The 13,876-nt window shown below is 61.5% G+C and carries 13 protein-coding genes; 8 read left to right on the top strand and 5 right to left on the bottom strand.

Going from position 1 to position 13,876, the window contains the following annotated elements; translation table 11 throughout:
- Positions 1-80 precede the first annotated feature (80 nt).
- Entirely contained in the window at positions 81-1,058 is a 978-nt protein-coding gene (locus tag GIW28_RS21125; RefSeq protein ID WP_017135150.1) for an NADPH:quinone reductase, read from the bottom strand.
- 159 nt (positions 1,059-1,217) lie between these two features.
- On the opposite strand from GIW28_RS21125, the gene hemF reads away from it, so the two are divergent.
- Positions 1,218-2,150 (top strand): oxygen-dependent coproporphyrinogen oxidase, encoded by a 933-nt coding sequence (gene hemF, locus GIW28_RS21120; RefSeq protein ID WP_017135151.1) that lies wholly within the window; start codon positions 1,218-1,220, stop codon positions 2,148-2,150.
- On the top strand, positions 2,150-2,974 hold the full coding sequence (aroE, locus tag GIW28_RS21115) for a shikimate dehydrogenase (RefSeq protein WP_236445639.1): 825 nt from the start codon (positions 2,150-2,152) through the stop codon (positions 2,972-2,974). The genes hemF and aroE overlap by 1 nt, the downstream gene beginning before the upstream one ends.
- A gap of 126 nt (positions 2,975-3,100) precedes the next feature.
- Here the strand turns inward: aroE and GIW28_RS21110 are convergent, their stop codons facing one another.
- The 3 genes from GIW28_RS21110 to betC all read right to left on the bottom strand — a co-directional run bounded on the left by GIW28_RS21110 (position 3,101) and on the right by betC (position 7,272).
- Entirely contained in the window at positions 3,101-4,669 is a 1,569-nt protein-coding gene (locus GIW28_RS21110) for a SulP family inorganic anion transporter (protein ID WP_236445641.1), read from the bottom strand.
- A 155-nt stretch (positions 4,670-4,824) separates the two neighbouring features.
- A complete protein-coding gene (gene choX / locus GIW28_RS21105; protein WP_017137933.1) occupies positions 4,825-5,739 on the bottom strand; it encodes a choline ABC transporter substrate-binding protein in 915 nt (304 codons plus the stop codon).
- An 18-nt stretch (positions 5,740-5,757) separates the two neighbouring features.
- On the bottom strand, positions 5,758-7,272 hold the full coding sequence (gene betC, locus GIW28_RS21100) for a choline-sulfatase (protein ID WP_138453766.1): 1,515 nt from the start codon (positions 7,270-7,272) through the stop codon (positions 5,758-5,760).
- A gap of 103 nt (positions 7,273-7,375) precedes the next feature.
- Here betC and GIW28_RS21095 point away from each other — a divergent pair, with 103 nt between their 5' ends.
- The 6 genes from GIW28_RS21095 (at position 7,376) to GIW28_RS21070 (ending at position 13,088) form a co-directional block, all read left to right on the top strand.
- Positions 7,376-8,326 carry a choline sulfate utilization transcriptional regulator gene (locus tag GIW28_RS21095; RefSeq protein ID WP_236445643.1) on the top strand — a complete coding sequence of 317 codons (951 nt, stop codon included), beginning with the start codon at positions 7,376-7,378 and terminating at the stop codon, positions 8,324-8,326.
- 30 nt (positions 8,327-8,356) lie between these two features.
- Positions 8,357-8,683: a DOPA 4,5-dioxygenase family protein gene (locus tag GIW28_RS21090; protein WP_099550184.1), complete on the top strand. Its 327-nt coding sequence runs from the start codon at positions 8,357-8,359 to the stop codon at positions 8,681-8,683.
- Between the two features lie 162 nt (positions 8,684-8,845).
- A complete protein-coding gene (locus GIW28_RS21085; protein ID WP_236445645.1) occupies positions 8,846-9,805 on the top strand; it encodes a 2-dehydro-3-deoxygalactonokinase in 960 nt (319 codons plus the stop codon).
- A 1-nt stretch (position 9,806) separates the two neighbouring features.
- Positions 9,807-10,427: a 2-dehydro-3-deoxy-6-phosphogalactonate aldolase gene (locus tag GIW28_RS21080; protein WP_017137928.1), complete on the top strand. Its 621-nt coding sequence runs from the start codon at positions 9,807-9,809 to the stop codon at positions 10,425-10,427.
- A gap of 48 nt (positions 10,428-10,475) precedes the next feature.
- Complete coding sequence (gene dgoD, locus GIW28_RS21075) at positions 10,476-11,624, top strand: galactonate dehydratase (RefSeq protein ID WP_017137927.1); 1,149 nt, start codon at positions 10,476-10,478, stop codon at positions 11,622-11,624.
- A gap of 159 nt (positions 11,625-11,783) precedes the next feature.
- On the top strand, positions 11,784-13,088 hold the full coding sequence (locus GIW28_RS21070) for an MFS transporter (RefSeq protein WP_236445647.1): 1,305 nt from the start codon (positions 11,784-11,786) through the stop codon (positions 13,086-13,088).
- Positions 13,089-13,300: 212 nt separating this feature from the next.
- Here the strand turns inward: GIW28_RS21070 and GIW28_RS21065 are convergent, their stop codons facing one another.
- Positions 13,301-13,744, bottom strand: coding sequence for an anti-virulence regulator CigR family protein (locus GIW28_RS21065; protein ID WP_017137925.1), 444 nt, complete (start codon positions 13,742-13,744; stop codon positions 13,301-13,303).
- Positions 13,745-13,876 lie beyond the last annotated feature (132 nt).

Below are 13,876 nucleotides of genomic sequence, written 5' to 3'. Positions count from 1 at the left end.
CCCACAGGGGAGTGCATTCCAAATGTGGGAGCGGGCTTGCCCGCGATGGGGCCCTTACATACGCGGAAGATCTTAGAGACTTATGGCAGCAAAATGGTCGACCCCGTCGTCCTGCGCCCCGACAACTCCGTCTGCGCCTTCGCCGCATCCGCCAGCGCAAACCGCTGGTTGATATCAATACGCACCTTGCCGCTCTTGATCATCGAGAACAGATCATCGGCCATCGCCTGCAAGTCTTTCGGGTTGCTGGCGTAAGTCGCCAGTGTCGGCCGAGTGACATACAACGAGCCCTTCGCCGCCAGAATCCCCAGGTTCACGCCATCCACCGCGCCCGACGCATTGCCGAAACTCACCACTAAACCCCGTGGCGCCACGCTGTCCAGCGAGGTCAGCCAGGTATCTTTGCCAACGCCGTCGTACACCACCGGGACTTTTTTGCCGTCGGTCAATTCCAGCACGCGCTGTGCGACGTTTTCCTTGCTGTAGTCGATGGTTTCCCAGGCACCGAGGGATTTGGCCAGTGCGGCTTTTTCCGGTGAACTCACCGTGCCGATCAGCTTTACGCCCAGCGCCTTGGCCCATTGGCAGGCCAGGGAGCCCACGCCACCGGCAGCGGCGTGGAACAGAATGGTTTCGCCACCCTTCAACTCGTAAGTCTGACGCAGCAGGTACTGCACGGTCAGGCCCTTGAGCATCGCGCCAGCCGCCTGTTCGAAGCTGATAGCGTCGGGCAAGTGCACCAGGTTGGCGGCAGGCAACACATGCAGTTGGCTGTACGCACCCAGTGGGCCACTGCCGTAGGCCACGCGGTCACCGACCTTGAACTGCGTGACCTCGCTGCCAACCGCATCCACCACGCCAGCGCCTTCTGCGCCAAGGCCCGACGGCAAGGCTGGCGGCGCATACAGGCCGCTGCGGAAATAGGTGTCGATGAAGTTCAGGCCGATGGCCTCGTTCCGCACACGAACCTGCTGTGGCCCAGGTTCTGCCGGGGTGTAGTCCACATACTCAAGCACTTCGGGGCCACCATGGGCGCTGAACTGGATACGTTTGGCCATCTGCACTTCTCCTGAGGTCGAATCGCGTAGCCCCCTATCCCACTCCTAAGCTTGATCTTCGTCAACTGCGGCGCGGTCGGGTGCAGTGGTATCCTGTGCGCCCATTTGCCGCCGACGCCCAATGGCCTCGCGTAGCTTTGCCCGATTCAAGGTGATGCCATGACTACCCGCACCGAGGCTGTAAAGGCCTACCTGCTTGACCTGCAAGACCGCATTTGCAGCGCCCTGGAAACCTTCGAGACGGACACTCGCTTTATCGAAGACGCCTGGACCCGGCCTGCCGGCGGCGGCGGTCGCACCCGTGTGATCGAAAACGGTTCGGTGATCGAAAAAGGCGGCGTCAACTTTTCCCACGTCTTCGGCAGCGGCCTGCCACCGTCCGCCAGCGCGCATCGCCCGGAACTGGCTGGGCGTGGCTTTGAAGCCCTCGGCGTGTCGCTGGTGATCCACCCGCACAACCCGCATGTGCCGACCTCCCACGCCAACGTGCGCTTTTTCATCGCCGAAAAAGACGGCGAAGAGCCGGTGTGGTGGTTCGGTGGCGGCTTCGACCTCACGCCCTACTACGGCAATGAAGAAGACTGCATCCACTGGCATCGCGTGGCCGAGCAGGCCTGTGCGCCGTTTGGCGCGGATGTGTATTCGCGCTACAAGGCCTGGTGCGACACCTACTTCCATATCAAGCACCGCAACGAACCGCGCGGCATCGGCGGCCTGTTCTTCGATGACTTGAACGAGTGGGGCTTTGACACCTGCTTCGCCTTCATCCGTGCCATCGGCGATGCCTACATCGACGCCTACCTGCCGATCGTGCAGCGTCGCAAGGCCATGGCTTACACCGAGCAGCAGCGCCAATTCCAGGAATTCCGTCGTGGCCGCTACGTCGAATTCAACCTGGTCTACGACCGGGGCACCCTGTTCGGCCTGCAATCGGGCGGGCGTACCGAGTCGATCCTGATGTCGCTGCCGCCGCAAGTACGCTGGAGCTACGACTGGAAAGCCGAAGCCGACAGCGAAGAAGCGCGCCTCACTGATTACTACCTGCAAGACCGCGACTGGTTGGGCCTTGCTGCGCCCAAGGCGGCTGTCTGATGGACCGTTATGTGGTGTTCGGCAACCCCATTGGCCACAGCAAGTCGCCGTTGATTCACCGCATGTTCGCCGAGCAGACCGGTGAGCAACTGGACTACAGCACCCTGCTCGCGCCGCTGGAGGATTTCACCGGCTGTGCCCGTGAGTTCTTTGCACAAGGCCGTGGCGCCAACGTCACCGTGCCGTTCAAGGAAGACGCCTACCGCCTGGCCAACAGCTTGACCGAACGCGCCCAGCGCGCAGGCGCTGTGAACACCCTGAGCAAGCTTGCCGACGGCACCTTGCTGGGCGACAACACCGACGGCGCCGGCCTGGTGCGCGACCTCACGGTGAACGCCGGGCTTAGCCTGCAAGGCAAACGCATCCTGCTGCTGGGCGCCGGTGGCGCCGTACGCGGGGCGTTGGAGCCATTACTGGCTGAGCAACCTGCGTCGCTGATCATCGCCAACCGCACCGTTGAAAAAGCCGAACTGCTTGCCGAGCTGTTCGACGATTTGGGGCCGGTGTCGGCCAGCGGTTTCGATTGGCTGCGTGAGCCGGTGGACGTGATCATCAATGCCACGTCTGCCAGCCTGTCAGGCGATGTACCGCCAATTGCGGGCAGCCTGATCGAACCGGGCAAGACCTTTTGCTACGACATGATGTATGCCAAGGAGCCGACCGCGTTCTGTCGCTGGGCTGCTGAGCAAGGCGCGGCGGTGGCGATGGATGGTTTGGGCATGTTGGTGGAGCAGGCCGCAGAAGCCTTCTTCCTGTGGCGCGGCGTGCGCCCGCAGTCGGCGCCGGTGTTGGCTGAGTTGCGACGGCAGTTGGCTGCGGCATAAATCTGAATGTGAACACGGTCAAAATGTGGGAGCTGGCTTGCCTGCGATGGCGGTGTATCAGATACAGATGTGCTGGCTGATTCACCGCCATCGCAGGCAAGCCAGCTCCCACAGTTTTAACCGTGTTTATTCTTCAAAATGGATGGGGCATTTATCGGCCCCTTCCAGCTTTTTCAGTTCCTCGACGACTTGCGGCCGCGCCCGGCGCAACGTCAGGCTACGCCCCATACCCGCCAACCGCCGCGCCTCCTGGTGCAGCATCTCCACCCCGGAATAGTCGATAAAGTTAATTTGCTGCGCCTCGATCACCACCCGCTCGCCCTGCAGGCTTTGCAGCCGCACTTGCAGGTAATGGCTGGCGCCGAAGAAGATCGAACCGCCTACCCGCAACACATCCTCATCACCGTCGCGCCATTGCTGAACCCGCGGCTGTGAGGTGCGTTTGAGGTAGAAAAACAACGATGCCAGCACGCCCGCGTAAATCGCCGTTTGCAGCTCCAGCAGCAAGGTCGCGACGCCGGTCAGGCTCATCACCACAAACTCGGCGCGGCTGACGCGGAACAGCGCGCGAATGCCACGATGATCCACCAGGCCCCAGCAAATCAGCAGGATGCTTGCGGCCATGCTCGGGATCGGGATGTGCGCGATCAAGGCCGCGCCAAATAACGCAAACAATGCCACCCAGAGCGCGGAAAACACGCCCGCCAACGGCGAGCAGGCGCCTGCTTCATAGCTGAGGCCGGAGCGGGTGAAGGAGCCGGCCGACAAGTACCCGGAGAAAAAGCCGCCGACGATATTGGATAAACCCTGCGCACGGACTTCCTGATTGGCGTCGAGCAATTGCTGTGAACGCGCCGACAACGAGCGCGCAATCGACAGGCTGGTGACCAGCCCAAGCATGCCCACCGCCACGGCGCTGGGCAGCAGGCGCAGAAGTATATCCAGGTCCATCGGCAGCGGGCTGAACGGTGGCAGTTTGCCGATAAACGAACTCACCCGCGCCACATGCCCGAACATCGCCGGCCAAAGCCACGCCACCAGGCTGCCAAGTGTCAGGGCAATCAACAGTGTTGGCCAACGCGGGACCAGGTATTTGAGCAGCGCGCCCACCAGCAAGGTGCCCAGGCCCAGCGCCAGTGAGGCGTGGTCCCATTTACCGGCATGGTCCACCAGTGCCAGCAAGCTATTGATCGCCGTGGCCTGGCTGGGCAAATCCAGCCCCAGCAAGTTGGGCAATTGCCCCAAGGCAATCACCACGGCAGCGCCCAGAGTGAAACCCAGCACCACCGAATGCGAGACGAAATTCACCAGCGCGCCAAAGCGCAGCATGCCCAGCAGCCACTGGAACACACCGGCGAGGAATGTGAGCAACAGGATCAGCGTGATGTAGTCCTGCGAGCCAGGCACGGCCAGCGGACTGACGCTGGCGTACAGGACGATGGAAATCGCCGCCGTCGGGCCGCAGATCAGGTGCCAGGAGGAGCCCCACAGGCAGGCGATCAAGACGGGGATGATGGCGGCATACAGGCCGTATTCGGGTGGGAGCCCGGCGATCAGCGCGTAGGCAATGGACTGCGGCAAGGCGAGCACGGCGCCGCTGAGCCCGACAATCGCGTCCCGGCCGACGCTGGCGCGGGTTTGGCGCGGCAGCCAGCCAAGGAAGGGGAAGAGAGTGTGGCGGTTGGGCCGGGGCATCGCAGACTCGGTAGAAAGGTTTAGCTCAGAGTATCAGTACACCTAAGTCTCTGTGGGAGCTGGCTTGCCTGCGATAGCATCACCTCGGTCTGTCTGGCAGACCGAGTTGTCTGTATCGCAGGCAAGCCAGCTCCCACAGGGATGCGCGGCGGCCCTTAGAGTTTGGCTTTTACGGCAGACAGTGCGTCTTTACCGTCGAGGGTTTTTACGCCATCCAGCCATGTGTCCAGTACCGCCGGGTTGGCTTTGATCCACGCTTTTGCCGCGTCGGCATTGCTGACTTTATTGTTGGCCACCTCGGCCATGATGCTGTTCTCCATCTCCTGGGTAAAACTCAGGTTGGTCAGCAGTTTCCCAACATTCGGGCAGGCCTGTGCATAACCCTTGCGGGTCAAGGTATACACGCTGCCGGTGTCACCAAAATATTTCTCGCCGCCTTTGAGGTAATGCATTTTCAACTGCACGTTCATCGGGTGCGGCGTCCAGCCGAGGAAGGTCACGAACTTCTGCTTTTTCACCGCCCGCGACACTTCGGCCAGCATCGCCTGCTCGCTCGACTCGATCAGCTTCCACTGGCCCAGGTCGAAGTCGTTCTTCTTGATGATCTCCTGCAGCGAAATATTCGCAGGTGCGCCGGAGCCAATGCCGTAGATCTTCTTGTCGAACTTGTCGGCAAATTTGTTCAGGTCGGCAAAATCATGCACACCGGCGTCCCACACATAGTCCGGCACGGCGAGGGTGAACTCGGTGCCGTCGAGGTTTTTCGCCAGTTGCACCACATCGCCATTGGCCACGAATTTGTCGTAGAAACCCTGCTGCGCCGGCATCCAGTTGCCCAGGAACACATCCACCTGGCCATCCTTGAGCCCGCCAAACGTGATTGGCACCGCCAGGGTGTCGACCTTGGCCTTGTAGCCCATGCCGTTTAACAGGAAACCGGTGATGGCATTGGTGGCGGCGATATCGCTCCAGCCTGGATCGGCCATTTTTACCGTTTCGCAGCTAGCGTCTGCGTACACATTGGCGCTGCCCAGCACCAACATACTCAGTACCACGGTCAACTTTTGCATGGCCTTCCCTCTGTCTATTTATTGGTTTTGGCAGGGTTGTGGATAACGTGCCTTGCGCTCCAGGTCGTCGAGGTCGATATGGTTGCGCATGTATTGCTGACTGGCGTCCACCAGTGGCTGGTGATCCCAGCTCTTCAGCTTGCCTTGGGTCAGTGCCTCGAACACCAGGCGGCGACGGCGTTGGCTGGCGAGCACCTGCTGGTGGATCGCCGGGATGTCCCATTTGGCCCGCGCCTCATTCAAAAACGCCTCGAACAGTGGCCGGTGTTCCGGTGACTGGCTGAGGTCTTCCCGTTCATGCGGGTCGTTGTGTACATCGAACAGTAGACAAGGGTCGTCTTCGCTGTAGATGAATTTGTAGGCGCCGCGCCGAATCATCATCAGTGGGCTGATGGTGCCTTCGGCCATGTATTCGCCAAACACTTCGTCGTGCCCGCCCTGCCCTTGCAGGTGCGGGACCAGCGAGCGGCCGTCCAGCGCCAGGCGCGGGTCCAACTCGCCGCCGGCCAGTTCCACCAGGGTGGGCAGCAGGTCGGCGGTGGACACGGCGTTGCTCACGCGGCCCGCCGCAAACTGGCCTGGCGCACTCACCAGCAGCGGTACGCGGGCGGCCATTTCGAACCAGTGCATTTTGTACCAGAGGCCTCGCTCGCCGAGCATATCGCCGTGGTCGCCGGAGAAGATGATGATCGTGTCGTCGGCCAGGCCGGTGTCTTCCAGGGTTTGCAGGAGCTTGCCGACATTGCTGTCGATATAGCTGCACGCGCCGAAATACGCGCGGCGCGCATCGCGGATCTTGTCCACAGGCAGCGGCTTGTCCCACAGGTCGTAAACCTTGAGCAGGCGCTGGGAGTGCGGGTCGAGATCGCCTTGCGCGGGGGTTGCCGGCATTGGGATGTCGTTGTCGTCGTACAGGTCCCAGAACGGCTTGGGAATGGTGTACGGGTCGTGTGGGTGCGTCATCGACACGGTGAGGCAGAACGGCTGGTTGCCGTCTTCACGGATATGGTCAAACAGATACTGCTGGGCTTTGAACACCACCTCTTCGTCGAAATCCAGCTGATTGGTGCGCACGCATGGCCCGGCTTGCAGCACCGAGGACATGTTGTGGTACCAGGTGGGGCGCACGTCCGGTTCATCCCAGTTCACCGCCCAGCCATAGTCGGCCGGGTAGATGTCGCTGGTGAGGCGTTCTTCATAACCGTGCAACTGGTCTGGCCCGCAGAAATGCATCTTGCCCGACAGTGCCGTGCGGTAACCAAGGCGGCGCAGGTAGTGGGCATAAGTGGGTACATCGGCGGGGAAATCGGCGGCGTTGTCGTAGGCGCCAATCTTGCTCGGCAACTGGCCGCTCACCAGGGTGAAACGCGAAGGCGCGCACAGCGGGCTATTGCAGTAGGCGGCGTCAAACACCACGCCCTGTGCAGCCAGGCGGCTCAGGTTCGGCAACTTGATCGGGGAAGGTCCGTAGAACGGCAGCATCGGCGCGGCCATTTGATCGGCCATGATGAAAAGAATGTTCTTGCGCTTCATGATCTATCGGCATTCCATAGGCGGTGTTTATGCGAATGAGCATGCAGCCCATGGAAAATGGGGTAAAGCCCATGGAAAGCAATGTCTAGGATAAGCACAGCTTATGTATGAAGCCCTCGGTGATCTGTCCCTCGACCTGCTGCGTGCCTTTGAAGCCGCGGCGCGCCATCGCAGCTTTACCGCCGCCGCGATGGAGTTGGGCACTACGCAGCCGGCCATCAGCCAGCAGATCAAGCGCCTTGAAGAGCAACTGGCGATCCGCCTGTTCGATCGCATCTACCGAGGCATCGAACTGACGGATGCGGGCGCGCTGTTGTTTGAACAGGTGCAAGGCGGTTTGCAGGCCATCAACCAAGGCCTCAGCACGATCACCCAGCAGGACCAGCACGAAGTGCTGCAAGTGGCCACCGACTTCGCTTTCGCCGCCTACTGGCTGATGCCGCGCCTGCATCGCTTTCACCAGGCCAACCCGCAGGTGGATGTGAGCCTGGTGACCAGCGAACGCAACCACGCGACTTTGCGCAGCGATATCGACGTGGCGGTGTTGTTTGGCGATGGGCGTTTCAAGCAGGGCGAGAGCTTGTGGCTGTTCAACGAGGAAGTGTTTCCGGTGTGCAGTCCGCAGTGGCTCAAGGCTCAATCCACGCCACTGACGGTGCAAAATCTGCACGATTACCCGCTGCTGCACCTGCGCCAGGAAAACAACAGCCAGTGGTTCGACTGGAGCGGCGTGTTTCGTGAGTTGGGCATCACCACGGCGCCCACGCCTGGGCAATTGCGCTTCGACAATTACACCCTGCTGATTCAGGCTGCGATTGCCGGACAGGGCGTGGCCATCGGTTGGCGGCACTTGGTGGATAACCTGCTGGAACAGAACTGGCTGTGCCGGCCGATCAATGACACGGTGATCTCGCGCTTCGGTTATTACGTGGTGCAGCCCCAGCGCAAACGCCGGGGGCAACTGGTCGAGCGCTTTGTCGACTGGCTGCTGGCCGAGCAAGCCAGCAGCGCGCAGTCGTTGACCGGGCTGGCCCTGCCGTCGATTGCGGTCTAGGATCGGCGCATATTGGATCCGGATTTCGTCATGCAACGTATCAAGGGCTACCACGCCCATATCTACTTCGACGCCAGCACCATCGACCAGGCGCGCAAGCTCTGCGAGGACGCAGCCACGCTGTTCCCGCTGAGCATGGGTCGTGTACACGAAAAGCCGGTCGGCCCCCACCCGGACTGGAGCTGCCAGCTGGCATTCGAGCCGGAATACATCGGCGTGGTGTTGCCCTGGCTGGCGCTGCATCGCGATGGGTTGGTGGTGTTCCTGCACCCGGATACCGGTGATGACCTGAAAGATCACACCGATTACGCGATCTGGATGGGCGCGATGCGTGAGCTGAACCTGTCTATTTTTTAACCACCGTTGCACCTGATCCCATCACCCTGAGCAAAGGCGATGGGATTTTTTATTATGATCTCCCAATATATGGGACTGATATTTATATATTGAGATATTGCCAGCCGTAGGTTTATATTCGCCCATCAGCTTTTTCAGCACCCACTCATTTCAGGTGAAGCGATGCAGGCGCAATTGATCGCGCTCGACTGGGGGACCAGCTCCCTTCGTGCTTACAAACTCGGCCCGGCTGGCTATGTGCTCGAACAGCGCGCGTTGGCGTTCGGCATCATGCACCTGCCCAGGGAACCCCGGGTCATTGCTGGCGTGCTGTGCAGTGACGGCTTTGAGTTGGCGTTCGATGCGGCCTGCGGCGACTGGCTCGACGCGCAGCCCGGCCTGCCGGTGATTGCCTGCGGCATGGTCGGCAGCGCCCAAGGCTGGAGCGAAGCGGCCTATCGGCAAACGCCCGTCGACGTCGCCAGCCTCGGCCAGGCCTTGCACCCGGTGCGCAGCCTGCGCGGGGTGCAGGTGCATATTGTGCCGGGTGTGATCGAGCGGGTCGGCTTGCCCAATGTGATGCGTGGCGAAGAAACTCAAGTGCTGGGTGTGCTGCAAGGCCTGGGCGCCGACGTGTTGATCGGCCTGCCGGGCAGCCATTCCAAATGGGTCGAGGTGGTTGAAGGCTGCATCACCCACTTCGACACGTTCATGACCGGCGAGCTGTTTGCGGTACTCAGTAAACACAGCATTCTCGGGCGTACCCAGCAACAGTCCGAAAAATTCCAGGTCGCGGCGTTTGATCGTGGCGTCCACGTGGCGCTGTCAAACGACGGCCAGCGCGGCGTGCTGTCGACCTTGTTCAGCGCTCGTACCCTGGGGTTGACCGGCGAACTGGCGCCAGACGAGCAGCCCGATTATCTGTCCGGCCTGCTGATCGGCCACGAACTCGCCGGTTTGCCGCAGCAGGCCAAACACAAGCCTATCGTCCTGGTCGGCGCTGCCGACCTCTGCGCCCGCTACCAACGCGCCCTTGCCCTCTGCGGCTTCGTCCACGTCAGCCTCGCGCAGGAAGCCACCGCGCGCGGTCTGTGGCAGTTGGCCGTCGCTGCTGGGCTCACTCAACCTGTACAGGAGGCCTGACATGCTCAAGCAAGCACTCGCACACAACGGTTTGATCGCAATCTTGCGCGGCGTGCGACCGGATGAAGCGCAGGCGGTCGGCCAGGTGCTCTATGAGGCCGGTTTTCGCGTGATCGAAGTGCCACTGAATTCGCCGGACCCTTACACCAGCATCCGCACCCTGCGCGACACCTTGCCCGCCGATTGCCTGATCGGCGCGGGCACCGTGTTGACCCCGGAACAGGTCGAGCAGGTCAAAGCCGCCGGCGGCCAAGTCATCGTCATGCCCCACAGCGATGCCAAGGTATTGCGTGCCGCCAAGGCGGCGGGCCTGTTCCTGTCGCCGGGTGTGGCGACGCCGACCGAAGCCTTCGCCGCTCTGGCCGAAGGCGCGGATGTTTTGAAGCTGTTCCCGGCCGAGCAAATGGGCCCGGCGGTGATCAAGGCGTGGCTGGCGGTATTGCCGACCGGCACCTTACTGCTGCCGGTGGGCGGCGTGACCCCAGGCAACATGCAGGTGTACTTCGACGCTGGCGCCAAGGGCTTTGGCCTGGGTTCCGGGTTGTTCAAACCGGGCATGTCGGTGGACCAAGTGGCGAGCAATGCCCAGGCCTATGTCGCGGCCTGGAACGCGCTTAACTGAACTCAAGGTTTGCGCCCCTGGCGCTGCATCGATAAGAGAGATAAGAAGATGAAAATCACCAAACTGACCACCTTTATCGTCCCGCCGCGCTGGTGCTTCCTCAAGGTCGAGACCGACCAGGGCGTGACCGGTTGGGGTGAGCCTGTGGTGGAGGGCCGCGCCCACACCGTGGCCGCCGCCGTTGAAGAACTTTCCGACTATTTGATCGGCAAAGACCCACGCAATATCGAAGATATCTGGACCGTGCTCTATCGCGGCGGCTTTTACCGTGGCGGCGCGGTGCACATGAGTGCCCTCGCCGGTATCGACCAGGCGCTGTGGGACATCAAGGGCAAGGCGCTCGGCGTGTCGGTCAGCGACCTGTTGGGTGGCCAGGTGCGTGACAAGATCCGCGTGTATTCCTGGATCGGCGGCGACCGCCCCGCCGACACCGCCCGTGCCGCCAAAGAGGCCGTGGCCCGTGGCTTCACCGCCGTGAAAATGAATGGCACCGAAGAATTGCAGTTCGTCGACAGCTTCGAGAAAGTCGACCTGGCATTGGCCAACGTTGCCGCCGTGCGCGATGCGGTCGGGCCTAACGTCGGCATCGGCGTCGACTTCCATGGCCGCGTGCACAAGCCCATGGCCAAGGTGCTGATGAAAGAGCTGGACCCGTACAAGCTGATGTTTATCGAAGAGCCGGTGCTCAGCGAAAACTACGAAGCGCTCAAGGAACTGGCGCCGTTGACCAGTACGCCGATTGCCCTGGGCGAGCGGCTGTTTTCCCGTTGGGACTTCAAGCGTGTGCTCAGCGAAGGTTATGTCGACATCATCCAACCGGACGCGTCCCACGCTGGCGGCATCACCGAAACCCGCAAGATCGCCAACATGGCCGAAGCCTACGACGTGGCCCTGGCCCTGCACTGCCCGCTGGGCCCGATTGCCCTGGCGGCGTGCCTGCAATTGGACGCGGTTTGCTACAACGCGTTTATTCAGGAGCAAAGCCTGGGTATTCACTACAACGAGAGCAATGACCTGCTCGATTACGTGCGCGATCCAGGCGTGTTCGACTATGACAAAGGCTTCGTGAAGATCCCCAACGGGCCGGGCCTGGGCATTGAGATCAACGAGGAATACGTGATCGAACGCGCCGCCATCGGCCACCGCTGGCGTAACCCGATCTGGCGGCATGCCGACGGCAGCTTTGCCGAGTGGTGATTGCTTACTGAAGGAACCGGATCAACTGTGGGAGCTGGCTTGCCTGCGATAGCGGTCCGCCTGTGCCAGATCAGTTAGCTGATGCACCGCCATCGCAGGCAAGCCAGCTCCCACAATGACCGCGCCCCGTCCTCAATAAACATAAGAAGAGGCAACCCCATGCACCCTGAATCCTTCACCGGGCAGGCTTTTCTCGTCACGCCTAGCAGAAAGCGTTTCTTCATCATGGTGCTGCTGTTTATCACCGTGGTGATCAACTACCTCGACCGCAGCAACCTGTCGATTGCCGCCCCGGCGCTCACCAGCGAACTGGGGATCGACCCGGTGCATGTCGGGCTGATCTTTTCGGCGTTCGGCTGGACCTACGCCGCCATGCAGATTCCCGGCGGCTGGCTGGTGGACCGCGTGCCGCCGCGCATTCTCTACACGGCTGCCCTGCTGTTGTGGTCTATCGCCACGGTAATGCTGGGGTTTGCGGCCAGCTTTATCGCGCTGTTTGTGCTGCGCATGGCCGTCGGCGCCCTGGAAGCACCGGCCTATCCGATTAACAGCCGCGTGGTCACCACTTGGTTCCCCGAGCGTGAGCGTGCCACCGCGATTGGCGTTTACACCTCCGGGCAGTTTGTCGGGCTGGCGTTCCTCACGCCGGTACTGGCCTGGCTGCAACACGCGTTTGGCTGGCACATGGTGTTTGTCGCCACCGGTGGCGTCGGCATCCTGTGGGCGTTGATCTGGTACGCGGTGTACCGCGAGCCGAAGGATTTCAAAGGCGCCAACGCGGCAGAAATCGAGCTGATCCGCGAGGGTGGCGGCCTGGTGGATATGCAGGCGAAAGCGGTCAAGGCGCCGTTCAGTTGGGCCGACCTCGGGATAGTGCTGAGCAAGCGCAAGCTGTGGGGCATCTACCTGGGGCAGTTCTGCCTGAACTCGACGCTGTGGTTTTTTCTGACGTGGTTCCCGACCTACCTGGTGAAATATCGCGGCATGGACTTCATCAAGTCCGGCTTGCTGGCCTCGCTGCCATTCCTCGCTGCGTTTATCGGTGTGCTGTGTTCGGGGATTTTTTCTGATTGGCTGATTCGCCGGGGTACGTCGGTAGGGTTTGCGCGCAAGCTGCCGATCATTGGTGGGTTGCTGATTTCCACGGCGATCATCGGCGCCAACTATGTGGACTCGACGGCCTGGGTGATCGCGTTTCTGGCGCTGGCATTCTTTGGCAATGGCCTGGCATCGATCACCTGGTCATTGGTGTCGACCCTGGCGCCGGCGCGGTTGTTGGGGCTGACGGGTGGGGTGTTTAACTTCATCGGCAACTTGTCGGCGATTACCACGCCGATAGTGATTGGCTTTCTGGCCAGTGGGGATTCGTTTGCGCCGGCGATTACCTATATCGCGGTGCTGGCATTGCTGGGGGCGCTGTCCTACGTGTTGCTGGTGGGCAAGGTTGAGCGCATCGAGCTGTAAATCCATTGTTTGAGTGGACCGAAACCCTGTGGCGAGCGGGCTTGTTGTGGCGAGCGGGCTTGCCCCGCGTTGGGCAGCGCAGCAGCCCCAATAAGGCCACTGCGTTTTTTCCTGATGAAACCGTGTTGTCTGGTTTTGGGGGCACTTCGCACCCCAACGCGGGGCAAGCCCGCTCGCCACAACAGCTCGCCCGCCACAAAAGCTTTGCTGGGCTAGTAAAGGGCGCCATCCAGGATCTGATAGACGATGCTGGTGCCGATGGCGATCAACACGATATCGCCGCCGGACCGGCGCCATTCATACCCTGGGTATTGCGGCAGATGGGCCAAGGCGCGGTTGTCGAGGCGTTCGCCGTAGTAGTTGCGTGGCAGCGGTTGGCCCCGCACCAGGCGCACGCCAGGAGGTGGTGGTGCGCCACGGCGGAAGTCGTTGTGGTTGTCACGGATCACCTGGCGCACGGGGCCGAAGTCCTGTGGCGGGCCACGACGGTTATCCTGCGGGCCGCGATGGTCGTCGCCGCGTTGCTCGTACTGGCCTTGCGGGCCGCCACGGCCTGGGCCATCGCCGCGTTGGTCGGGCGGCGCGGCCTGCGCCAGGGCACTTGCGCCGAGCATCAACACGCCAAGACCTGCGATCAAGCGTTTAGGCATTTTCATGGGGGCTTTCCTCAGTACTGCACGAACAAAAAAGGGATTTCGAACGAGGCTCGAAATCCCTTGGTCTTGTCAGTTTAGGTACTGGATTGCCCGGATGATTCCTCTGTATCAGGAACTTTACCCATTGCTACA

The sequence above is a fragment of the Pseudomonas sp. PA-5-4B genome, from assembly GCF_021606215.1.
GTDB lineage: Bacteria > Pseudomonadota > Gammaproteobacteria > Pseudomonadales > Pseudomonadaceae > Aquipseudomonas > Aquipseudomonas edaphica.
The sequence above is the reverse complement of the archived record's forward strand: the minus strand, read 5'-3'. Positions and strand labels throughout refer to the sequence as shown.

What these genes read in the sequence shown, in the direction of transcription:
- GIW28_RS21125 (WP_017135150.1), bottom strand. Translation starts at nt 1,058, where the DNA reads ATGGCCAAACGTATCCAGTTCAGCGCCCATGGTGGCCCCGAAGTGCTT.
- hemF (WP_017135151.1), top strand. Translation starts at nt 1,218, where the DNA reads ATGACTACCCGCACCGAGGCTGTAAAGGCCTACCTGCTTGACCTGCAA.
- aroE (WP_236445639.1), top strand. Translation starts at nt 2,150, where the DNA reads ATGGACCGTTATGTGGTGTTCGGCAACCCCATTGGCCACAGCAAGTCG.
- GIW28_RS21110 (WP_236445641.1), bottom strand. Translation starts at nt 4,669, where the DNA reads ATGCCCCGGCCCAACCGCCACACTCTCTTCCCCTTCCTTGGCTGGCTG.
- choX (WP_017137933.1), bottom strand. Translation starts at nt 5,739, where the DNA reads ATGCAAAAGTTGACCGTGGTACTGAGTATGTTGGTGCTGGGCAGCGCC.
- betC (WP_138453766.1), bottom strand. Translation starts at nt 7,272, where the DNA reads ATGAAGCGCAAGAACATTCTTTTCATCATGGCCGATCAAATGGCCGCG.
- GIW28_RS21095 (WP_236445643.1), top strand. Translation starts at nt 7,376, where the DNA reads ATGTATGAAGCCCTCGGTGATCTGTCCCTCGACCTGCTGCGTGCCTTT.
- GIW28_RS21090 (WP_099550184.1), top strand. Translation starts at nt 8,357, where the DNA reads ATGCAACGTATCAAGGGCTACCACGCCCATATCTACTTCGACGCCAGC.
- GIW28_RS21085 (WP_236445645.1), top strand. Translation starts at nt 8,846, where the DNA reads ATGCAGGCGCAATTGATCGCGCTCGACTGGGGGACCAGCTCCCTTCGT.
- GIW28_RS21080 (WP_017137928.1), top strand. Translation starts at nt 9,807, where the DNA reads ATGCTCAAGCAAGCACTCGCACACAACGGTTTGATCGCAATCTTGCGC.
- dgoD (WP_017137927.1), top strand. Translation starts at nt 10,476, where the DNA reads ATGAAAATCACCAAACTGACCACCTTTATCGTCCCGCCGCGCTGGTGC.
- GIW28_RS21070 (WP_236445647.1), top strand. Translation starts at nt 11,784, where the DNA reads ATGCACCCTGAATCCTTCACCGGGCAGGCTTTTCTCGTCACGCCTAGC.
- GIW28_RS21065 (WP_017137925.1), bottom strand. Translation starts at nt 13,744, where the DNA reads ATGAAAATGCCTAAACGCTTGATCGCAGGTCTTGGCGTGTTGATGCTC.